The organism is Venatoribacter cucullus (genome assembly GCF_016132445.1).
Classification (GTDB): Bacteria; Pseudomonadota; Gammaproteobacteria; order Pseudomonadales; family Oceanobacteraceae; genus Venatoribacter; species Venatoribacter cucullus.
On record NZ_CP046056.1, the window covers coordinates 953,696 to 974,424 of the forward strand.

The 20,729-nt window shown below is 56.3% G+C and carries 18 protein-coding genes; 9 read left to right on the forward strand and 9 right to left on the reverse strand.

The window, feature by feature from the left end:
• Positions 1-164 precede the first annotated feature (164 nt).
• Genes GJQ55_RS04625 through GJQ55_RS04635 form a run of 3 tightly spaced genes read left to right on the forward strand, consistent with a single transcriptional unit; the run spans position 165 to position 3,215 of the window.
• The gene (locus GJQ55_RS04625; RefSeq protein WP_228346339.1) at positions 165-1,004 is read left to right on the forward strand and encodes a DNA ligase; all 840 of its coding nucleotides are present in this window, start codon (positions 165-167) and stop codon (positions 1,002-1,004) included.
• Between the two features lie 4 nt (positions 1,005-1,008).
• Positions 1,009-2,772 carry a single-stranded-DNA-specific exonuclease RecJ gene (gene recJ, locus GJQ55_RS04630; protein ID WP_338149183.1) on the forward strand — a complete coding sequence of 588 codons (1,764 nt, stop codon included), beginning with the start codon at positions 1,009-1,011 and terminating at the stop codon, positions 2,770-2,772.
• A gap of 14 nt (positions 2,773-2,786) precedes the next feature.
• Entirely contained in the window at positions 2,787-3,215 is a 429-nt protein-coding gene (locus tag GJQ55_RS04635) for a DUF4124 domain-containing protein (protein WP_228346340.1), read from the forward strand.
• A gap of 178 nt (positions 3,216-3,393) precedes the next feature.
• Here the strand turns inward: GJQ55_RS04635 and GJQ55_RS04640 are convergent, their stop codons facing one another.
• A complete protein-coding gene (locus GJQ55_RS04640) occupies positions 3,394-6,522 on the reverse strand; it encodes an efflux RND transporter permease subunit (RefSeq protein WP_228346341.1) in 3,129 nt (1,042 codons plus the stop codon).
• A gap of 15 nt (positions 6,523-6,537) precedes the next feature.
• Positions 6,538-7,686 carry an efflux RND transporter periplasmic adaptor subunit gene (locus GJQ55_RS04645; RefSeq protein ID WP_228346342.1) on the reverse strand — a complete coding sequence of 383 codons (1,149 nt, stop codon included), beginning with the start codon at positions 7,684-7,686 and terminating at the stop codon, positions 6,538-6,540.
• A 385-nt stretch (positions 7,687-8,071) separates the two neighbouring features.
• Between GJQ55_RS04645 and GJQ55_RS04650 the strand changes: the two genes are divergently transcribed.
• Genes GJQ55_RS04650 through GJQ55_RS04660 form a run of 3 tightly spaced genes read left to right on the forward strand, consistent with a single transcriptional unit; the run spans position 8,072 to position 10,732 of the window.
• Complete coding sequence (locus GJQ55_RS04650; protein ID WP_228346343.1) at positions 8,072-8,578, forward strand: TIGR03546 family protein; 507 nt, start codon at positions 8,072-8,074, stop codon at positions 8,576-8,578.
• 5 nt (positions 8,579-8,583) lie between these two features.
• A complete protein-coding gene (locus GJQ55_RS04655; RefSeq protein WP_228346344.1) occupies positions 8,584-10,407 on the forward strand; it encodes a TIGR03545 family protein in 1,824 nt (607 codons plus the stop codon).
• A gap of 10 nt (positions 10,408-10,417) precedes the next feature.
• Positions 10,418-10,732, forward strand: coding sequence for a hypothetical protein (locus GJQ55_RS04660; RefSeq protein WP_228346345.1), 315 nt, complete (start codon positions 10,418-10,420; stop codon positions 10,730-10,732).
• Positions 10,733-10,792: 60 nt separating this feature from the next.
• On the opposite strand, the gene sufT is transcribed toward GJQ55_RS04660, so the two are convergent.
• From sufT to sufB, 6 genes are all read right to left on the reverse strand, one after another.
• Positions 10,793-11,308, reverse strand: a complete 516-nt coding sequence (sufT, locus tag GJQ55_RS04665; RefSeq protein WP_228346346.1) for a putative Fe-S cluster assembly protein SufT — start codon at positions 11,306-11,308, stop codon at positions 10,793-10,795.
• 364 nt (positions 11,309-11,672) lie between these two features.
• A complete protein-coding gene (locus GJQ55_RS04670) occupies positions 11,673-12,032 on the reverse strand; it encodes a HesB/IscA family protein (protein ID WP_228346347.1) in 360 nt (119 codons plus the stop codon).
• Between the two features lie 12 nt (positions 12,033-12,044).
• Complete coding sequence (locus GJQ55_RS04675) at positions 12,045-13,277, reverse strand: aminotransferase class V-fold PLP-dependent enzyme (RefSeq protein WP_228346348.1); 1,233 nt, start codon at positions 13,275-13,277, stop codon at positions 12,045-12,047.
• A complete protein-coding gene (sufD, locus tag GJQ55_RS04680; protein WP_228346349.1) occupies positions 13,274-14,629 on the reverse strand; it encodes a Fe-S cluster assembly protein SufD in 1,356 nt (451 codons plus the stop codon). Before sufD ends, GJQ55_RS04675 begins: the two co-directional genes overlap by 4 nt.
• A gap of 1 nt (position 14,630) precedes the next feature.
• Positions 14,631-15,431, reverse strand: coding sequence for a Fe-S cluster assembly ATPase SufC (gene sufC, locus GJQ55_RS04685; RefSeq protein WP_479266821.1), 801 nt, complete (start codon positions 15,429-15,431; stop codon positions 14,631-14,633).
• Positions 15,432-15,524: 93 nt separating this feature from the next.
• Complete coding sequence (gene sufB / locus GJQ55_RS04690; RefSeq protein WP_228346351.1) at positions 15,525-16,967, reverse strand: Fe-S cluster assembly protein SufB; 1,443 nt, start codon at positions 16,965-16,967, stop codon at positions 15,525-15,527.
• Positions 16,968-17,174: 207 nt separating this feature from the next.
• Here sufB and GJQ55_RS04695 point away from each other — a divergent pair, with 207 nt between their 5' ends.
• The 3 genes from GJQ55_RS04695 (at position 17,175) to tcdA (ending at position 19,296) form a co-directional block, all read left to right on the forward strand.
• Positions 17,175-17,645, forward strand: coding sequence for an SUF system Fe-S cluster assembly regulator (locus GJQ55_RS04695; RefSeq protein ID WP_228346352.1), 471 nt, complete (start codon positions 17,175-17,177; stop codon positions 17,643-17,645).
• Between the two features lie 182 nt (positions 17,646-17,827).
• Positions 17,828-18,457: a hypothetical protein gene (locus GJQ55_RS04700; RefSeq protein WP_228346353.1), complete on the forward strand. Its 630-nt coding sequence runs from the start codon at positions 17,828-17,830 to the stop codon at positions 18,455-18,457.
• Between the two features lie 44 nt (positions 18,458-18,501).
• Positions 18,502-19,296 carry a tRNA cyclic N6-threonylcarbamoyladenosine(37) synthase TcdA gene (tcdA, locus tag GJQ55_RS04705; protein WP_228346354.1) on the forward strand — a complete coding sequence of 265 codons (795 nt, stop codon included), beginning with the start codon at positions 18,502-18,504 and terminating at the stop codon, positions 19,294-19,296.
• 333 nt (positions 19,297-19,629) lie between these two features.
• Here tcdA and GJQ55_RS04710 read toward each other — a convergent pair whose 3' ends face one another.
• Complete coding sequence (locus GJQ55_RS04710; protein ID WP_228346355.1) at positions 19,630-20,727, reverse strand: nucleoid-associated protein; 1,098 nt, start codon at positions 20,725-20,727, stop codon at positions 19,630-19,632.
• Positions 20,728-20,729: the final 2 nt, after the last annotated feature.

Consider the following 20,729-nt stretch of genomic DNA (forward strand, 5'->3'; position numbering starts at 1 on the left):
AACAGGCATCAGCATCGGTATTGCAGCGGAGGCTGTCAAGGCAAAGACCTGCCTGTGGCTGAGGCCAGTTCGGGAAAAAGTGTGAAATTCCACCGCGGTCATTGGTCTTTATCTGACCGGCTGGCTTGATGATGGCTTCGTTGATGATTGTGCAAGGAGGCGTCATGCCGCTGTTGCTTTGTTTCTTTCTGCTACTGGTCACCAGCCCGGTTGCCCTGAGCGAAACACCGGATATCACTCTGGCGCAGATTTATCGTGATGATCTGGATGTCACGGCCTATGTCATCAGTGAGAAATACGACGGTGTGCGGGCCTACTGGGATGGTCAGCAGTTACTCACCCGTCAGGGTAATGCGCTGCCAATACCGGATTTTTTCCGGCGGCAGCTGCCGGCACAGTCTTTAGATGGCGAGTTATGGTTTGGCCGCGGTGAATTTTCCCGGGCCGCCGCGCTGGTGCAGCGCTTACCGGATCATGCGGAGTACCAGCCTGAATGGCAGGCGGTGCGCTATATGCTGTTCGATGCACCACAACAGCCGGGCGGTTTTATGCAGCGGCTGGATTTTTTACAGAGCCTCGCCGATGCCGTGCAGCGCCCGCAGCTGCTGGTAGCGCCTCAATGGACGGTAAGCAGTCATGGCGAATTACAGCAGCAATTGCAGGAATTTACCGAAGCCGGGGCCGAAGGCTTAATGCTGCGCCATCAGCAGGCGCCCTATCGCGGTGGGCGCAGCAGCGATTTAATCAAACTGAAAGCCTTCGATGATGCTGAAGCCACGGTGCTGGCGCATCTGCCGGGTAAAGGTAAATTCAAGGGCATGCTCGGCTCGGTGCTGGTGCGGCTGGATAACGGCCGTGAGTTACGCATCGGCAGCGGCTTTACCGATGCCGAACGGCTGGCACCACCACCGGTTGGCAGTCGCATCACGTTTCAGTATCAGGGTTACACCAGCACAGGCTTGCCGCGTTTTGCCCGTTATTGGCGCCCCCGCAACGATGAATAGCGCTGTGCTAAACTGCCGCCCTTTCGTCAGCCACTGGCAGCAGGATATTTCTTCGATGGTGCAGATTACGCAGCGACCGTTATTAACCGATCCCGGGGCTTTGCCGGTGCACCCGGTACTGGCGCGGGTCTATGGTGCGCGCGGCATCAGCCGGCCAGAACAGCTGGAACTGACCTTAAAACGCCTGCTGCCGTGGCAGAGCCTGAAAGGCATTACCGAGGCGGTGGAGCTGCTGTTGCCGGTGGTGTTGCAGGGCAAAAAACTGCTGGTGGTCGGCGATTTCGACGTCGATGGTGCCAGCAGTACGGCGCTGGCGATCCGCGCCTTGCGGATGCTGGGGGCGCAGCAACTGGATTACTTAGTGCCGAACCGCTTTGATTTCGGTTATGGCCTGTCGCCCGAGCTGGTGCAAGTGGCGCTGACACTAAAGCCCGATCTGATTATGACGGTGGATAACGGCATCGCCTCGCATGAGGGTATTGCAGCAGCTCAAGCGGCCGGTGTGCCGGTGCTGGTGACCGATCACCATCTGGCAGCTGCGACCTTGCCGGATGCGGCTGCCATCGTGAATCCGAACCAGCCAGGCTGTGAATTTCCCTCCAAAGCCGCCTGCGGCTGCACCGTGGTGTTTTATCTGATGCTGGCGCTGCGGGCGCGATTGTCAGAGCTGAATAAACTGCCCGACCCGCAACCCAATCTGGCGCAGCTGCTTGATCTGGTCGCTCTTGCCACGGTGGCCGATGTGGTGCCGCTGGACGATAACAACCGCATTCTGGTCGAGCAGGGCCTGCGCCGTATCCGCGCCGGCCACAGCAGTGCCGGTATTATGGCCCTGATTCAGGTGGCGGGCCGGCAAGCGGTGCGCTTAGTAGCCGCTGATTTTGGTTTTGCGCTGGGACCACGACTGAACGCCGCCGGGCGGCTGGACGATATGTCACTCGGCATTGAGTGCTTACTCACCGATGACCCGGGGCGTGCGCAGCAGCTGGCACAAACACTGGATGAAATGAACCGCGACCGCCGCGATATTGAACAGGGGATGCAGGCCGAAGCATTGCGGTATCTGCAGCAGTTCGATGCCGGTAACAATCTGCCCACCGGGCTGGTGCTGTTTCAACGCGACTGGCATCAGGGCGTAATCGGCATTCTGGCCTCGCGCATCAAAGAAAAAACCCACCGTCCGGTGATTGCGCTGGCGGCTGACGATCAGGGCTGGCTGAAAGGTTCGGCGCGTTCCATTGCCGGTTTGCATTTGCGCGACGCGCTGGACGAAGTACACAAGCAAGCACCGCATTTAATGAAAAAATTCGGCGGTCATGCCATGGCGGCGGGCTTAACGCTGGCAGCCGACGGGCTGGACGAATTCAGCCGGCTGTTTGATCAGGTCTGCCGGCGGCATCTCACCGAAGCACAATTGCAGCAACGGCTGGAAACTGATGGTGCCTTAAACGCCGCCGATTTCAGTTTTGAACTGGCGCAACAGCTGCGCTGGGGCGGGCCCTGGGGCCAGGCCTTTCCCGAGCCGCTGTTCAGTGGCCGCTTCCGGTTGGTGCAGCAGCGTATTGTTGGCGAGAAGCATCTGAAACTGGTGTTGCAGCCCGAAGGCAGTGATCTGGTGCTGGATGCCATCTGGTTTGGCATTGATACCAGCCAGTGGCCGGACCCGTCAGTGCAATGGGTTGAGGCCGCGTTTCAGCTGGATATTAATGAATTCCGTGGCCAGAAGACTCTGCAGTTAATGCTGCGTGAGGTGGTCAAAATTTCATAGCGGGGGAGCGTACGATGCACACAGGGATGTTATTTTTTATATGTTGGCTAGGTCTGGTAATCAGTCTGCCGGTACAGGCTGAAATCTATCGCTGGACCGACGCCAATGGGCAGACGCATTTTGGTGAAAAACCACCGCGCGGGCAGGGCGCGGACGTGGTGGAGCAACAACCGCTGAACACCATGCAGCCGCCACCGGACGTGCCGTCGCTCATCAACTGGCGCGAGCGTGAACAACAGGTGCAGGAAGAGCGCCGCGCACAACGGCTGCGGCAGGAAAAGCAGCACCAGGCTCGGGAAAAACAGCAGCAGCGCTGCCAGCAGGCGCGCGATTCGCTGCGCGAATTTGAGCGCCGTTCTTATACCGATACCAGCCTGACCGCCCTGCAGAAACGCACCCTGCGCCGCGAGCGGCTGCGCGCCAGCATTAAAAAGAACTGCTGAAAAAAGAACTGCTGAAAAAAGAACTGCTGAAAAAAGAACGGCTGAAAAAGAACGGCTGAAAAAGAACGGCTGAAAAAGAACGGCTGAAAAAGAACGGCTGAAAAAAGAACGGTTAATGCCGGTTGGGCAGGCATAAAAAACGGGAGCCGCAGCTCCCGTTTTGGTGTTACCCGTTCACTCAGTGATCGGTGGGTATCGGCTTATGCTTGTTACCCATTTTCAGGCTCAGCTTCATCACTAGCACATAGAACAGCGGTACGAAGAAGATGGCCAGGAAGGTCGCCGCAAGTACGCCGCCGATTACCCCGGTACCAATGGCCTGACGGCTCATGGCGCCGGCGCCGGTGCTCAGCGCCAGCGGCAGTACGCCGAGGGTGAAGGCCAGCGAGGTCATCAGAATCGGGCGTAAACGCATACGCGCGGCTTCCATGGTGGCGGCTACCAGCTCTTTGCCGGATTCAAATTCCGCCTTGGCAAATTCCACGATCAGAATGGCGTTCTTGGCCGACAGACCAATGGTGGCCAGCAGACCGACCTGGAAGTACACGTCGTTGCTCAGCTCACGCAATACCGCCGCCAGCAGGGCACCCAGCACGCCGAGTGGCACCACCATCATCACGGAGAAGGGGACCGACCAGCTTTCATACAGCGCCGCCAGACAGAGGAATACCACCAACAGCGAAATTGCCAGCAGGAAGGGGGTTTGCGAGCCGGCCATACGTTCCTGGTATGACATACCAGTCCACTCCAGACCCACCCCGGCGGGCAGGCGGGATACCAGTTCTTCCATGGCGGCCATGGCATCACCGGTGCTCATACCCGGTGCAGCTTCGCCCTGAATGTTCATCGACGGTACGCCGTTGTAACGCTCCAGACGCGGTGAGCCGAACTCCCAGTGAGTGCTGGCAAAGGCGTTGAATGACACCATTTCACCCTCGCGGTTACGCACATACAGCTGGCCTAAATCTTCCGGAAGCATGCGGTAAGGCGCATCGGCCTGCATGTACACCTTTTTAACCCGGCCGCGGTCGATAAAGTCGTTCACATAAGAACCACCCCAGGCGGTGCTCAGGGTCTGGTTCACTTCGCTGATATTAATGCCCAGCGATTTTACTTTTTCGTAGTCCACATCGATGCGGAAGATCGGTACATCGGGCATACCGTTCGGTCGTACCCGCGCCAGCCGTGGATCCTGTGCTGCCATTCCCAGCAGCTGGTTACGGATGCCGGTCATGGCTTCATGGCCCAGGTTGTTACGGTCGAGCAGCATCATATCGAAGCCCGAGGCGGTACCCAGTTCCGGAATCGGCGGCAGGTTGATCGGGAAGATGGTGGCATCTTTGATCTGGCTCAGGCCAGCCCAGGCGCGGCCCAGAATGGCACCGGCCGACTGCGAAGGATCCTGACGCTCGCTCCAGTCTTTCAGCTTCACAAACGCCATACCCATGTTCTGCCCCTGACCGGCAAAACTGAAGCCCGCCACCGAGAACACCGATTCCACACTCGGCTCAGTGTCGTAATGCGCTTTCAGTTTATCCATCACTTCATTGGTACGTTCCATGGTGGCGCCTTGCGGCAGCTGCACCAGGTTGATCAGCACGCCCTGGTCTTCGGTGGGCAGGAAGGAGGTGGGCAGGCGCATATAAATAACCGCCAGCACCAGCAACAGGGCGCCATACACTGCCATCATGCGCAGCGGCCGGGTTACGGTACCGCCAACGCTGCTGACGTAGCCTTTGGTGGCACGGTCAAACAGGCGGTTAAACCAGCCGAAAAAGCCTTTCTGCTCGTGCAGTTCGCCTTTATGCATGGGTTTCAGCATGGTCGCGCACAGCGCCGGCGTCAGTACCAGAGCGACCAGCACCGACAACACCATGGCGGAAACGATGGTGATGGAGAACTGGCGGTAAATTACGCCGGTCGAGCCGCTGAGGAAGGCCATGGGGACGAATACCGCCGACAGCACCAGCGCAATACCGATAATGGCGCCGGTAATCTGTTCCATGGAACGGCGGGTGGCTTCACGCGGGGGCAGGCCCTCTTCGTGCATGACCCGTTCGACGTTTTCCACCACCACAATGGCATCGTCCACCAACAGGCCGATGGCCAGCACCATGCCGAACATGGTGAGGGTGTTAATGCTGAAACCGAAGGCCGCCATAATGCCCAGCGTACCCAGCAAGACCACCGGCACAGCGATGGTGGGAATTAACGTCGCGCGCAGGTTACCGAGGAACAGGAACATCACCAGGAATACCAGGATGATGGCCTCGACCAGGGTTTTGAATACTTCGTTAATAGAGATGCGCACGAACGGGGTGGTATCGAAGGGGTAAACCACTTCCACACCCTGCGGGAAGAAGCGCTGCATTTCTTCCACTCTGGCCCGCACGGCGGCGGCGGTATCCAGCGCGTTGGCACCACTGGCCAGCTGAATCGCCATACCGGTAGCCGGCATGCCGTTATAACGGCCTTCGGCCATGTAGTTTTCTGCACCCAGTTCCAGGCGGGCGACGTCTTTCAGACGCACCTGTGAACCATCGGTGTTTACTTTCAGCAGAATGTTTTCAAACTGACCGACATCTTCCAGCCGGGTTTGCGCCTGAATGGTCGCGTTCAGCTGCTGATTTTCCACCGCCGGTAAACCACCCAGCTGGCCGGCGGCAAACTGAGTGTTCTGTTCCGCGACAGCCTGACGCACTTCCAGCGGCGTTAAGCCGTACGCATTGAGTTTTTCCGGCTGCAGCCAGATACGCATGGCGTACTGTGCCCCAAACACACGGATTTCACCCACGCCCGGCGTCCGCGACAGCGGTTCTTTTAACTGGCTGTTGGCGAAGTCGGAGAGGTCATTACGGGTTAATTTGCCGTCCGAGGAAATCAGGCCCACCACCATCAGGAACGAGGAAGAGGCCTTGTTGACGCTGATACCTTGCTGCTGAACTTCCTGCGGCAGCAGGGCTTCTGCCAGCGACAGTTTGTTCTGCACCTGTACCTGAGCGATATCGGGGTTGGTGCCCGGGGCAAAGGTCAGGTTAATCGTAACGTTGCCCGAGCTGTTGCTCTGCGACGACATATACAGCAGGCCATCCAGGCCGGTCATGTTCTGTTCGATTACCTGGGTAACGCTGTCTTCCAGAATCTTGGCCGACGCACCCGGGTAGTTGGCCGAAACACGCACCGAGGGCGGGGCGATGGTCGGATATTGCTGCACCGGAAGCTGCACTAATGACAGCACCCCGGCGAGCATAATGATAATGGCGATCACCCAGGCAAAAATCGGGCGATCGATAAAAAACTTGGCCATAACGGTTACCGCTCCTTAACCCTGAGTTGCCGCGTTGCGGTCGGTTACATCTTCCGGTGTTACCGGAATGCCGGTCTGAACTTTCTGAATACCATTCACAATCACGCGGTCGCCGGCCTGCAGACCATGCTTCAGCAGCCATTGGTCACCCACGGCGCGGGATACTTCCACCACCCGCATTTCCACGATGTTGTCGCTGTTCACGACCATGGCGGTGGTGACGGCACTGCCCTGACGGATAATGGCTTTCTGCGGAATCAGCAGGGCATTTTCCAGACGGGTATTCGGAACTTTGGCCCGCACAAACATACCCGGCAGCAATACGGAATCTTCATTCTGGAACAGGGCGCGCACGTTGACGGTGCCGGTGCCCGGATCGACGCTGACATCGGCAAACTGCAGCTGGCCAACTTCGCCATAGGCGGTGCCGTTATCCAGTTCTACTGTTACGTCACGGCTTAAGCCGGTGCTTTTCATTGCCATCAGGGCGCCGGCCGGACGCTGAATGTCCACATACACCGGGTTCAGCTGGCGGATGGTGGTCAGCGGATTGGCCTGCTGGGCAGAGACCAGGGCGCCTTCGGTAATATTGGAACGGCTGATAACGCCCGGAATGGGAGCGGTAATTTCGGTGTAGCTGAGGTTAACCTGGGCGCTGCGCACAGCGGCTTTGGCGGCCTGTACCTGGGCTTCGGTCTGCTTGGCAGCGGCTTCGGAATCATCCAGTTCCTGTTCACTGATGGAAGCGTTCCTGGACAGCTTTTTATAGCGCTCGGCCTTCAGTTTGGCGGCGTAGGCATTGGCTTCGGCCACGGCCAGCTGGGCTTTGGCACTGGCCAGTGCCGCTTCGTACAGGGTTGGATCAATCTGGTACAGCTTGTCACCGGCGGCGACCGTGGCCCCTTCTTCAAAGAAGCGCTTGGTAATAATACCGCTGACCTGAGGGCGTATTTCTGCCGAACGATAAGCCGTAACACGGGCCGGCAGCAGGTCGGTCAGAACCAGGGTTTGTTCCTGCAGGGTGACCACTTCAACGGCTGGCGGGGGCATTTGAGGAGCAGCAGCACCGGCAGATTTCTGCTCGCTGCAGCCAACCACCAGGGTTAACAGCGAGCCAAGCAGCAGGGGTAATCCATAACGGATGTTGGGTTCAGTCTTTCCCATAAAGTCCTCTTTATATGACGATGCGCCGACAGGCCCTGTTTCAGGCAGGTTTCCGGGCGGCCAGCAGTTACTGATAAATATTCAGCCCGCTTTTATAACGGTTTGAGTCTGTTGATACTAGGTAAACAGAGCGGAATGCATTGTTGATTATGGTGGAATAATAAACTCTCTGACAGGGCGTGCAAAAAAGCCGGAAATATTGACAGCACTGGCTTATAAGCGCTGCTCTGTGGGTTTTTTGTCGGTTTTTGTCAATATTGCTCAGGGTAAGGCTTTGGTGCTGCAAGTGGAACAACCACCCGCTCTTAATGGCCTGGCGCTCCCCTTGGCCTGCCGCAGCTGCATGCTATAGTGTGCGCTCACTGCCCTGTAACCGGAAGTTACTATGTTAAGTATGTTGGCCAAGCTGCTGAAAGCGCTTAATTCCGAGGCCCAGCCCGGCCAGATTGCTCTGGCTCTGGCGTTGGCGCTGATCGTTGCCCTGACTCCGACCTTCAGCCTGCATAATCTGCTGATTCTTTTGCTGGCATTGGTTCTGCGCACTAATTTAAGTGCCTTTTTTGTCGGTTTTGCCGGCTTCTCTGCCATTGCCTGGTTGGCCGATCCTTATCTGGCCGGACTGGGGGAAACACTGCTGACCCATCCGGCCTTACAGGAAACCTGGACGGCGCTGTATCAGAATGATTTCTGGCGCATGACCGCCTTTAACCACACGCTGGTATTGGGTGGTTTAGCGGCCGGGCTGGTTGCCTTTGTGCCGGTGTTGTTGCTCAGCCGCTGGCTGGTGGTGCAATACCGCGAGCGACTGCTGGCCTGGGTGAACCGTTTCCGCGTGGCCCAGCTGCTGAAAGGCAGTAAGTTCTACCGACTTTACCAATCACTGGCGGAGTAAGCCCTATGAAGCAATGGATTCGCTGGCCGGGCCTGATTGCCTTCGCCGTTATTACTGCCGCACTGGCGGCGTTTTACCTGTTATTGGCCGGCCCACTGATCAAAATGGCGCTGGAGTCCTTCGGCAGCCAGGCCAATGGCGCCAAGGTGGATGTAGAGTCAGTGTCGCTGTCCTTTAACCCCATTGGTTTGCAGCTGCAGGGGGTAGCCGTGACCGATGCCCGCCAGCCACTGCGTAATGCGCTGGTGTTCGACCACGCCGTGGCCGAGCTGGAACTGGCGCCCTTATGGCTGGGTAAGGGCATTGTGCGCGAGCTGAGCATTGAGGGCTTACGTTTTGGTACTGCCCGCAGCGAATCCGGCGCCTTGCCGGATGTGCCAGAGACCGCACCGGAAGCGGCCACAGAGGACAGCGGTGGCATGCTCAGCACGGTGGAGTTGCCTACGGCTGACGATATTCTGGCGCGGGAAACCTTAACCACAGAAACCCTGGGCAACGCGTTACAGGAAAACTATGCCGGCCATAAAGCCCGCATCGACAGCAGCCTGCAGGCGGTGCCCGATGAACAGGCGCTGAAAGCCTATGAGGCGGAAGTGAAAGCCCTGACGTCTGGCAAAATCGCCTCGCTGGACGATTTCCGTCAGCGCAAAGCCAAGCTGGATGAGCTGAAAGCCCGCTTTAAAGCCGATCAGCAGGCCTTACAGGCCGCCCGTACCGCCATCAGTACAGGCCGTAAAGAACTGAGCGCGGATGTACAGGCGTTACGCGCGGCACCCGCTGCTGACCTGAAAAACCTGCGGGAAAAATACCGTTTTGATGCCACCGGTGCCGCCAACGTCAGCGCTTTGCTGTTCGGCCCTGAAGCCGGTGAATGGGCCACCCAGGCCCTGTATTGGTACGAAAAAATCAAACCCTATCTGGCCAGTGATGCCAGCAAAGACGCCGCAGCGGCTGCGGCTGCCCAGCCGGTGCGTAACCGCGATGGCCGCTTTGTGCATTTCCCCAGCGCCGATCCCTGGCCGCAATTTCTGTTGCGCGAAGCGCGTATTCAGGCGCAACTGGACGCCGGCACCATGCTGATTCAGGCGAATGATATTACCCATCAGCAGCCGGTGCTGGGCCGCCCGGCCGTGGTGGTGGCCAACAGTGCCAATATGGCGGCGATTGACGACCTGACCCTGGAGCTGACGCTGGATCACCGTACGGCACCGGGCCGCGACAGCCTGGTGCTGGCGATCAAAGACTGGCAACCCAAAGCGATGGATCTTGGTGTGGGTTCGGCGCGGCTGGATTCGTCCCGCGTGCAGGTGAATGCCCGGGCGGTGGTGGTGGGCGCGCAGCTGGACGCCAGTGGCCGTGCTGATTTTAACGACGCGCGTTTTGCCAGTGAGGGAAAAACCCTGTTTGCCCGGGAGCTGGGCAGTGCGCTGGCGGGCATTAACCAGTTCCGCGTCGATGCTGGCGCCAGTGGCCGGTTGAGTTCACCCTCGGTGAATCTGAGTTCCGATCTGGATAAGCAGCTGAGCAAGGCGTTTGACCGGCGACTGCAGCAGAAGCAGGACGAACTGGAAGCCGAGCTGAAAGCCAAACTGCAACAGAAACTGCAGCAACAGCTGGGTGATTACGCCGCTGAACTGGAGCAGTTGCAGCAACTGGAGGGCAGCCTGGAGCAACGTCTGAGCCAGCTGGGCGATATGGCCGCGACGCAGCTGGACGATTATGCCGACCAGCAAAAACGCGAAGCAGAAGCTAAGGCCAAAGCTGAGGCGGATGCGCGTAAAAAAGAGCTGGAAAGCAAAGCCAAAGATAAACTGAAAAAATTATTCTGAAGGCTGATTTATGCAGACCCGTTTATTAACCCCGGACGACTTTCACGCCACCCGCATTAATCCAGTGCGGGTAACCGACGGCACGCCGCCGCTGAATTTCTGGGATTATGTGGCGGCCATTCCGGCCGCGGATTTCGGCATTGCCGATTGCCGCGCCGGGCAGGTAACCCATGTGTACCGTATGGAAGACCGTTACGAGCATATTCTGATTAACAGCCAGTATCAGGGTGTGGCGATGGTGATTGTGGTGGATTTACCGGCGGGCGGGGTATTCGGGCACATGCTGCTGGATTTAAACCCCGCCGGGACGAAAGAGCCGGGTTAAGACGGGATAATAAAAAAAACGGGGCCATGATAGCCCCGTTTTTTTATTGGCGATGCCGACTCAGAAAAACAGCCCGGCTTCCAGCTGCGCTTCTTCAGTCATCATATCGCGGCTCCAGGGCGGGTCGAACACCAGCTCTACTTCGACCTTTTGCACATTAGGTACTTTGGCGACGCGGTATTTTACATCCGAAATTAATACCGGCCCCATGCCGCAGGTGGGTGCGGTTAAGGTCATGCGGATTTTCACGTTATGGCCGTCGATATCAATGCCGTAAATCAGCCCTAAATCAAGCAGGTTGATCGGAATTTCCGGGTCATAAATGGTGCGCAGCGCCTGGCGGATCTGGTCATCATGTACCTGACCATCACCACGGTCTTCGTAGACAATTTCCTCGGCTTCCAGGCCCAGTGCCGCCGCATCGGTGCCGTCAACACGCAGCATATTGCCGTTGTGGGTGACGGTGTAATTACCGCCCAGCGCCTGATTAATGGTGACGAAACTGCCGGCCGGAATCACCGCTGGTACGCCGGATGGCACCATGCGGGCGGGGCAGGATTCGTGCGCGACGACCATTCTTCTTTCCACATTCACTCCTGTTTGAAGCTATTGCGCTCAATCATACTGCGTTAAAACCCGCCTCCGACTGCTCATGTACTTCAGTACACTGCGCGTCTTCGTTGGTTTTTGCCTGGTCTGATTATCGCTCATAACGCTTCATTGAATCTGTTTATATTGCGCTTGCTCATGCTGCATTAGAACCGTGTCCGGTTACAAGCTTCTGCGTCTACTGCAGTGCAAGGTTCTGGTTCCCGGTAAGAGAAGCGTTGGCGAGGCCGGCTGAGGGCGGCGCAGGTTGCCGGGAAAGCGCAGCGTACTGTAGTACGTGAGCATTTACCGGCGTTCTGCAACAAAGCTCAGCCAACGCAGCCAGCTTCGTTCAAACCGAGAAGGATTCGCCGCAGCCGCACAGATCTTTGGCATTCGGGTTATTGAATTTGATGGTACTGTTCAACCCCTCTTTGCTGAAATCAATCACCGTTCCCTGCACAAAGGCTGCCGCCTCGGCCGGTACAAACAATTTCACATCGTCGGCAACCTGAATAATCTGGTCGCCTTCAGTGGCGGCGGCAACAAATTCAATATCGTATTTAAAGCCCGAGCAACCGCTCTTTTTAATGCCCAGACGGATGCCTTGCATGGCCGGGTTTTTCAGCAGTTGTTTGCGCACGTGCTGGATGGCGGCATCGGTCATGCTGACGCTGGCCGGCGCCGTCGGATCCCAGGTTTCGGTACTCATAGTCCTGACTCCTTACAGCAAAAACAGTTTGGCTTTTTCCAGCCCGTTAAATAATGCGTCCACTTCATCCAGCGTATTGTAGAAGCTGAACGAGGCGCGCACGGTGCCCGGTACCTTAAATTGTTCCATCACCGGCATGGCACAGTGGTGGCCGGTACGCACGGCAATACCTTGCTGGTCGAGCAGGGTGCCGACATCAGCCGGGTGAGTGCCTTCCAGAATAAAACCAAAAACAGAGGCTTTATGGCGGGCGTTGCCGATAATGCGGATACCGCCGATTTGCGCTGCCCGTTGATTAGCGTGCGCCAGCAGGGCATCTTCATGGGCTGCCAGCGCCACGCGATCGAGGCTGTGCAGGTAATCCACCGCTGCCGCCAGGCCAATAGCACCGGCAATATTCGGGGTACCGGCTTCAAATTTATATGGCAGACCGTTGTAGGTGGTTTTACTGAAGCTGACGTGCTCAATCATTTCGCCACCGCCCTGATAAGGCGGCATGGCGTTTAATAAGGCTTCTTTGCCGTACAGCACACCGATGCCGGTCGGGCCGAATAATTTATGCCCGGAAAAGGCGTAAAAATCGGCGTCCAGCGCTTGTACGTCAACATTCCAGTGGGCGACGGCCTGGGCGCCATCCACCAACACTTTCGCGCCCACGTCATGCGCCATGCGGATAATATCGGCCACCGGGTTAATGGTGCCCAGCGCATTGGACACGTGCACGACAGAGACGAATTTTACCTGCGGTGTCAGCAGGCTTTTGTAGGCATCCATATCCAGTTCGCCGTTATCCAGTACCGGAATCGGCAGCAGTTCGGCGCCGGTTTGCTCGCACAGCATCTGCCAGGGCACGATATTGGAGTGGTGCTCCATACCGGAAACCAGAATGCGGTCGCCGGCTTTGATAAAGGCGCGGCCCCAGGTGGCCGCCACCAGATTGATGGATTCGGTGGTGCCACGGGTCCAGACGATTTCTTCGGCTTTTTTTGCGTTCAGAAAACGCTGCAGGGTTTTGCGGGCATTTTCAAAGTGTTCGGTCGCACGGTCGCTTAAGGTGTGCGCGCCACGGTGCACGTTGGAGTTGTCGTGCTCGTAATAACGCTGCAGGGCGTCGATAACCGCTTTGGGTTTTTGCGTGGTGGCGCCGTTATCCAGATACACCAGCGGTTTGCAGTTTACTTCCTGATGCAGCGCCGGAAATTGCTCACGGATCGCATTTAACAGCTCGGCAGACAAAGCACTCATGCGTTGGCTCCTGTCAGACCGGCCGCTTCATTTTCCAGCAGGTGCTGGTTCAGGCTGTCGTCACGGCCAAAGCGCTGCGCCAGCACCGGCCGCAGTAAATGGGTAATGGCGGCATCCGGAAGGGCTTCCAGCAGTTCATTGATAAAACCAAAGCTCAGCATCACTTCTGCTTCGCGCTGGCTGATGCCACGGCTCTGCAGATAAAAACGCGCTTTTTCTTCCAGCTGGGCGACGGTAGCACCGTGGGCACATTTAACATCGTCGGCGTAAATTTCCAGTTCCGGCTTGGTGTAAATTTCTGCGGTATTGGTTAACAGCAGATTTTTATTACTGAGCTGGGCGTTGGTTTTTTGCGCCTGCGGGTGGATATGAATGCGGCCATTAAAAATGGCTTTGGATTTGTCATTCATAATGCCGCGGAATACTTCATTGCTGGTGCAGTGCGCGACTTTGTGTTCAATGCAGGTATGGAAATCCACCACCTGCTGATTCTGCGGTACATAAACACCGGCAATTTCTGCGTGGGAGCCGCCTTCGTTGTGGTTTACCACAATATCGTTGCGGGTCAGGCGGGTGCCCATGCCCAGATGGAACGCGTTGTACTGCGCGTCACGGCCCAGGGCCACATGGGTGCTGCCGATGTGCAGCGCCTCTTCCTGCAGGGTTTGCAGGCGGTAATGCTGCAGGCGTGCATTGGCACCGACAGCGATTTCGGTAATGGCATTGGTAAAGCTGGATTGCGCTACAGAATCGGAACCGTATTGTTCAATCACGGTGGCGGCGGCACCGCTTTCCAGTACCAGTAGCATGCGGGCCGTTACGGCAAAGGGCTGCGGATTGGCAGTGGTTAACTGCACAATCTGAATGGGCTGCGCCAGTTGCTGGTTTTTACCGATATGAATCAGCACACCGTCGTTCACGCTGGCGTTGTTCAGGTCATTGAACAGGTGCGTGGTGCTGGGTGTCTGCGCCAGAATACTGCCCAGTTGTTCGGCAATAACGGCCTGCTGTTGCGCATCGGCCTGCGAAAACAGGCACACTTCCGGCAACGTTAAGGCATCGGATAAGCCGGTATCTAACTGGCCGTTAATAAACACCAGCCGGGCGGTTTTCAGTTCTTTAATGTCGCAGGCCGCCTGCAGTTCGGCGGTTATGCTGGCGCTTTCCGGTGCGATAAATTCACTGGTGCTTAAATTGTGCAGCGAGGTGTATTTCCAGGCTTCGGTTTTACGCGTTGGCATGGTGGCAGACGCAAAGGCGCTGCGGCCTTGTTCATTCAGTGCCGCCAGCAAGGGCAAACTGGTCTGTTGGCTGGCGAGCGCCAGCTGCTGAGTGTGGAATTCACTGGCCATATCATTCTGCTCCGTTGCTGTTTTCCAGCCAGCCGTAGCCTTTTTCTTCCAGTTCCAGTGCCAGTTCTTTGCCACCGGATTTCACGATACGGCCATTCGCCAGCACGTGAACGTAATCGGGCACAATGTAGTCGAGCAGGCGCTGATAGTGAGTGACTACGATAAAGCTGCGGTTGGCATCGCGCATGGCGTTAACACCCTGAGCCACCACCTGCAGTGCATCGATATCCAGACCGGAGTCGGTTTCATCCAGAATGCACAGGCTGGGTTCCAGCAGCATCATCTGCATCAGTTCGTTGCGCTTTTTCTCGCCGCCGGAAAAGCCTTCGTTCACTCCACGCTTGAGGAAACTCTGATCCAGATTCACGGCTTTGCATTTTTCCCGCGCCAGCTTCAGAAACTGTACGGAGTCCAGTGCCGGTTTGCCCTGATGAGCACGCACGGCATCGACCGAGGCTTTCAGGAACTCGAGGTTGGATACGCCCGGAATTTCTACCGGATACTGGAACGCCAGAAACACACCTTCGCGGGCGCGCTGTTCCGGTTCCATTTCCAGAATGTCTTTGCCGTTCAGGGTGACGGAACCACCGGTCACTTCATAACCATCACGACCGGCCAGCACATTGCCCAGGGTACTTTTACCGGCACCGTTCGGGCCCATAATGGCGTGCACTTCACCGGGTTTAATCTCCAGGTTCAGGCCTTTGAGGATCTCTTTGTCTTCCACTTGGGCGTGCAGGTCTTTAATGCTGATCATGGTGGTACCTATGTCTTTTAAGTTCGGTGTCTGCTTTGCAGCCACCTGAGTCAATATCTTGAATTATCTTATGTCTGGTCGTTATCTATCTGGGCGTTACCTATCCTGCGTTACGAGCGCAGTAGCCCGGACGGATCCTTACCCGACCGAGCCTTCCAATGACACTTCCAGCAACTTGCCGGCTTCCACGGCAAATTCCATCGGTAATTCTTTGAATACTTCTTTGCAGAAGCCATTCACAATCATGGATACCGCTTTTTCAGTATCAATACCGCGCTGGCGGCACAGGAATAACTGGTCGTCGCTGACGGTTGAGGTGGTGGCTTCGTGCTCGACCACTGCGCTCGGGTGTTTGCTTTCAATGTACGGGAAGGTATGCGCGCCGCACTGATCGCCGATTAACAGCGAATCACATTGGGTATAGTTACGCGCACCTTCAGCGGTCGGGTTCATACGCACCAGGCCACGGTAGGCATTCTGGCTTTTACCGGCCGAAATCCCTTTGGAAATAATGGTGGATTTGGTGTTTTTACCCAGGTGAATCATCTTGGTGCCGGTATCGGCCTGCTGGAAATTATTGGTTAAGGCCACCGAGTAAAATTCACCCACGGCGTTGTCGCCTTTAAGGATGCAGCTGGGGTATTTCCAGGTAACGGCAGAGCCGGTTTCCACCTGGGTCCAGCTGACTTTGGCGTTGGTATGGGCCACGGCGCGTTTGGTGACGAAATTGTAGATGCCGCCTTTGCCTTCTTTGTCGCCGGGGTACCAGTTCTGTACCGTACTGTATTTAATTTCGGCGTTATCCAGCGCGATCAATTCCACCACGGCGGCGTGCAGCTGATTTTCATCGCGCATCGGTGCGGTGCAGCCTTCCAGATAGGACACATACGAGCCTTCGTCGGCGATGATCAGGGTGCGTTCAAACTGGCCGGTTTTGGCTTCGTTGATACGGAAATAGGTGGACAGCTCCATCGGGCAACGAACGCCCTTGGGGATATACACAAAGGAGCCGTCAGAAAACACCGCGCAATTAAGAGCGGCGTAATAGTTGTCACGTTGCGGTACCACGGTGCCGAGGTATTTTTTCACCAGCTCCGGGTGCTCATGCACGGCTTCGGAAATGGGCATAAAAATAACACCGGCTTCAGCCAGTTTGGCGCGGAAGGTGGTGGCAACGGATACCGAGTCAAAAACCGCATCCACCGCGATGCCGGCCAGCGCCATCTGCTCATGCAGCGGAATACCCAGTTTTTCGTAGGTGCGCAGCAGCTCCGGGTCAACTTCATCGAGGCTTTTCGGTTTGTCGGCCATGCTTTTGGGGGCGGAATAGTAGGACACCGCCTGAAAGTCGATTTCCGGGTAGTGCACGTGCGCCCAGGTCGGCTCTGCCATTTCCTGCCAGATGCGGAAGGCTTTCAGACGCCATTCGGTCATCCATTCAGGCTCGCCCTTCTTGGCGGAGATAAAGCGCACCACGTCTTCATTCAGACCGGGCGCAATGGTGTCGGACTCAATGTTGGTGATGAATCCGGCCTGGTAGTCGTTACCGATGCGGCGTTCGATTTCGGCGTTGCTGCTCATAGTGCGCTCTCTTGTCTGGCTGGCCTGAAAGACGCCGGGATTTTAACCCGGATCAGGATAAAGTCAGAGTAAAATAGTAGGGTATATTAATCAATACCAAGTTGGTATGCTTTCTCGAATGTCGCGCATTCTAGCAAAGTGGTTGTTATCTGACCAATTGCGACAGTTTCTCGTTTAAGCCCGTCGTTGTGGCTCTTTGGGGGCGTTATGTTACGCATCAGTAAACTCACGGATTATGGTGTGGTGGTGCTCAGCCAGCTGGCGGATGCCGGATCGGTAAAGCTGTCCACCGATGATCTGGTCAGCCAGACCGGGCTGGCCCTGCCAACCGTGCGTAAAGTCATGAAGGCGCTGGCCGACAGTGGTCTGGTGATCGCGCAGCGCGGTGCTCATGGTGGTTACCGGCTGGCGCGGGCACCGGCGCAGATAAGAATGCTGGATGTGGTGCAGGCTTTTGAAGGGCCGGTGGCATTAACCGAATGTGCCGCGGAGGAGCATCAGTGTGAGATTACCGCCAGTTGTTCGCTGGCCAGTAACTGGGGCGGCATTAACCAGCTGCTGACGCAGGTATTGGCGCGGGTAACGCTGCAGGATATCCGTAACCCGCAGCGCCAGGAGCAGCTGATCCGCGACACAGTGCCCTTAACCTCGTTTATTGAACTGGTGAATGTGGTCTGAATCACGGCCGGGGCGGATGTGCGTCACAATTTTCGGGTTTATTCCTTATAAATTCTTTTTGACCATGAAACAGCGCACAAAAATACGGATGCAAAACACTACAGGGCTGGCGCTGTGGGTCGTAGAGTAAGTGGCCATTAATGGCCATGCTGTTACCTGTGAAATATTTGCAGGTAGTGGTTATGTGGCGCTGGTTTTTTATGGTTTTTACCCTGTTTTTTACCTCGGCTCAGGCCGCCGAGCTGCAAGGTGTGGGGGTATTCTCTACGCTGGAAAAGCCTTGGTTTTTAACCGGTCTGTATACCGATAAAGAACAACAGCCGCAGCGGCTGGAATTCCGTATTGTGGAAGAAAAAATTACCCCGTACCGCTTCCGTCAGTTATGGCAGCAAGCCTTTGCCGTAGCCCATGAAAATGATGTCTGGCAGCAGCATCAGCAGGATCTGGAACAGTTTTTTTCTGTACTGCACGGTCCGCTGCAGACGAATGATCAGCTGCTGGTTGAGCAGCAGGATGGCAGCACGGTGGTGAGTATTAATTACCGTGAGCATGCCCGTTTAAGTGAAGAATTCTTGCCGTTGCTGGTACAAACTCTTACCGCCCGCATCACGCTGGTGCCGGAATTGCGTGAGGGGTTAACCGGTCAGCAACCGGCGGCAGAGCAACGCGACTTGTTGCGTGATTACGACCGTGCTCAGCCGAGCCTGGGCCGCATTGCCGAAACGGCCCGCTGGTTACGCCAGCGTCAGCAGGCGGCGTCCGCGGCATCTTCTGCATCGTCTTCCTATTCCGGCTCCGTCGGCCAACTCTGATATACTGCGCGCCTTGTTTGATCTGATCTGACCGGCAGGTGCGCATGTCCCCCGATTATCTTGACCGCTTTGGTGGTATTGGCCGTTTATACGGCGTGGCTGGTTTGCAACGCCTGCACGATGCACAGGTGTGCGTGGTGGGTATTGGCGGGGTGGGTTCCTGGGCGGCGGAAGCGCTGGCGCGTTCCGGCATTGGCGCCATTACCCTGATTGATATGGATGATATCTGCGTCACCAACACCAATCGTCAGATTCATGCGTTAGATGGCGACATCGGTAAGCTGAAAGTGGATGTGGTGGCTGAGCGTATCCGCCGGATTAATCCGCAATGCCGGGTGCAGGCAGTGATGGAGTTTGTGACCGAAAAAAATCAGCAGCAGCTGATTCATAGCGGCTTTGATTACGTGGTTGATTGCATCGACAGCGTGAAAAGCAAAGCTGCCCTGATTGCCCACTGCAAACGCAATAAAATCCGCATTGTCACCACCGGTGCTGCTGGTGGCCAGACCGATCCGACGCAGATTCAGGTAACCGATCTGAATAAAACGGTGAACGATCCGCTGGCGAAAAAAGTGCGCTCGTTACTGCGCCGGGATTACCATTTTTCCCGCAATACCAGCCGTAATTATTCCATTCCCTGTGTGTATTCCACCGAACAGCTGCAATACCCGCAGGCCGATGGTTCGGTGTGTCAGACCAAGGCGTTTGCCGGTGACAGTACCAGGCTGGATTGCTCGTCGGGTTTTGGTGCCGCCACTATGGTGACGGGTACCTTTGGTTTTGTGGCCGCAGCAAGGGTGGTGAAGCGCATCGCTGAGGGGGCGGGGAAAAAAGGCTGAGGTTTTTCGATACTTACAGTCAGAGAATCGTGCATATTCAGAAGCAGCTGATGCAACTCGCCGTAAACCCATCCATGGGGGCTCGAGCGCGCCATCCATGGCGCACACGGTTGTATCAGCTGCTTCTGAACAGCACTCTAGCGAACTAATTTTCTAAGAAGATTGATGAGTTGCAGCCGCTTTCGTTGTGGTGTTCCGGGGTGTGCAGCACAGACCGTATGCCGCAGGGATGCGGCATTCGAGCCTACAAGGATGTATTTACGGTGAGTCTGTGCTGCACGCCCAGGAAGATAGCCACTGATAAGAAAGCGGCCTTTGCAAAGGCTGAAAATCTCAGCCTTCTTTCAATTGCTTCAGCAAGGATTCGGGCAGTTTGGTAAAGCGTAATTCGTTGGTCGCTTTATCGAACACCACTTCATGTTTCTCCAGCAGGCTGGCAGAAAAACTCAGGCTCAGTTCTTTGTTTTTGCCGCTGAAACGCACAAAACCGCGCAGTTTTTTCCGGTCGGGGATTAACTCGGTTTTAATGGCTTCGGCCACGTCCTGCATGCTGGCGCCGCTGGCGGCCAGTTGTTCGGGCGTTAAGCGCGGTTGTTGCTGGCTCAGGCGTTCTTTCTGTTTTTCCACCACATAATGCGCAAAGGCGCGGGCCGGTTCGGCTTTGACTTCGGCGGCTAAATAATCAGCCAGCTCGTCAAATTTAACCGGTTCACCGCGTAAATCCTGCTCCATGCAGTAATCCACCACCTTGGTTTTGCACTCAAACCCCTGTTCCGGCGGTAAGGTGTGGCTGAATTCTTCGACAATATCCAGAAAGGCTTCGGTTTCGGCGGCGGTGTTTAAGGTATCGGTAAAACCGAAGCTTTCGGCAAACAGGTTCTGCAGCGGCTTATCGCCGCGGCCAAAACTGAAGGTTACATAACGGCTGTCGTCATCGGCAATAAAATCGGTGAGGTTCAGCAGCAACCCAAAACCGGTATTGGAAAAATCCAGGTAATGGGTTTCGGTTAAGGTCATATCCGTATTAATCATCACGCTGCTTTTACGGCGCAGATGGAAAATATACAGCCGGTCACTGTCGGCCAGTTGTTCCATGAAAAACGCCAGGTAGCCGTCCACTGCCAGCTCGGTGTTATCCAGCGCATTGGCAAAGTGTTTGCTGAGGCGGCGGGTCAGGGCGATAAAGCTTTGCCGTTCGCCCAGCCAGTCCTGAATTTGCGCCCGGGCGTAGGTTATTTCCGGGTGGAACACGCCGTAACGCTTGCCGGAGCGCTGGGTCAGGATGCCTTTTAACTGCGCGGCGGTCTGGGCATAGAAGTGCGCCACGGCATCATTATCCAGATCGGTTTCCTGCTCGCTGCACAGCAGTGTGGCCGCGGGTTCCTGCAGTTCTTTGCTGATCTTGTGGGTAACGAAATGGCGCAAGCCCATAC

Excerpts from the sequence above, each read along its gene's own strand:
- GJQ55_RS04625 (WP_228346339.1), top strand. The coding sequence starts at position 165 with ATGCCGCTGTTGCTTTGTTTCTTTCTGCTACTGGTCACCAGCCCGGTT.
- GJQ55_RS04635 (WP_228346340.1), top strand. The coding sequence starts at position 2,787 with ATGCACACAGGGATGTTATTTTTTATATGTTGGCTAGGTCTGGTAATC.
- GJQ55_RS04640 (WP_228346341.1), bottom strand. The coding sequence starts at position 6,522 with ATGGCCAAGTTTTTTATCGATCGCCCGATTTTTGCCTGGGTGATCGCC.
- GJQ55_RS04645 (WP_228346342.1), bottom strand. The coding sequence starts at position 7,686 with ATGGGAAAGACTGAACCCAACATCCGTTATGGATTACCCCTGCTGCTT.
- GJQ55_RS04650 (WP_228346343.1), top strand. The coding sequence starts at position 8,072 with ATGTTAAGTATGTTGGCCAAGCTGCTGAAAGCGCTTAATTCCGAGGCC.
- GJQ55_RS04655 (WP_228346344.1), top strand. The coding sequence starts at position 8,584 with ATGAAGCAATGGATTCGCTGGCCGGGCCTGATTGCCTTCGCCGTTATT.
- GJQ55_RS04660 (WP_228346345.1), top strand. The coding sequence starts at position 10,418 with ATGCAGACCCGTTTATTAACCCCGGACGACTTTCACGCCACCCGCATT.
- sufT (WP_228346346.1), bottom strand. The coding sequence starts at position 11,308 with ATGGTCGTCGCGCACGAATCCTGCCCCGCCCGCATGGTGCCATCCGGC.
- GJQ55_RS04670 (WP_228346347.1), bottom strand. The coding sequence starts at position 12,032 with ATGAGTACCGAAACCTGGGATCCGACGGCGCCGGCCAGCGTCAGCATG.
- GJQ55_RS04675 (WP_228346348.1), bottom strand. The coding sequence starts at position 13,277 with ATGAGTGCTTTGTCTGCCGAGCTGTTAAATGCGATCCGTGAGCAATTT.
- sufD (WP_228346349.1), bottom strand. The coding sequence starts at position 14,629 with ATGGCCAGTGAATTCCACACTCAGCAGCTGGCGCTCGCCAGCCAACAG.
- sufB (WP_228346351.1), bottom strand. The coding sequence starts at position 16,967 with ATGAGCAGCAACGCCGAAATCGAACGCCGCATCGGTAACGACTACCAG.
- GJQ55_RS04695 (WP_228346352.1), top strand. The coding sequence starts at position 17,175 with ATGTTACGCATCAGTAAACTCACGGATTATGGTGTGGTGGTGCTCAGC.
- GJQ55_RS04700 (WP_228346353.1), top strand. The coding sequence starts at position 17,828 with ATGTGGCGCTGGTTTTTTATGGTTTTTACCCTGTTTTTTACCTCGGCT.
- tcdA (WP_228346354.1), top strand. The coding sequence starts at position 18,502 with ATGTCCCCCGATTATCTTGACCGCTTTGGTGGTATTGGCCGTTTATAC.
- GJQ55_RS04710 (WP_228346355.1), bottom strand. The coding sequence starts at position 20,727 with ATGGGCTTGCGCCATTTCGTTACCCACAAGATCAGCAAAGAACTGCAG.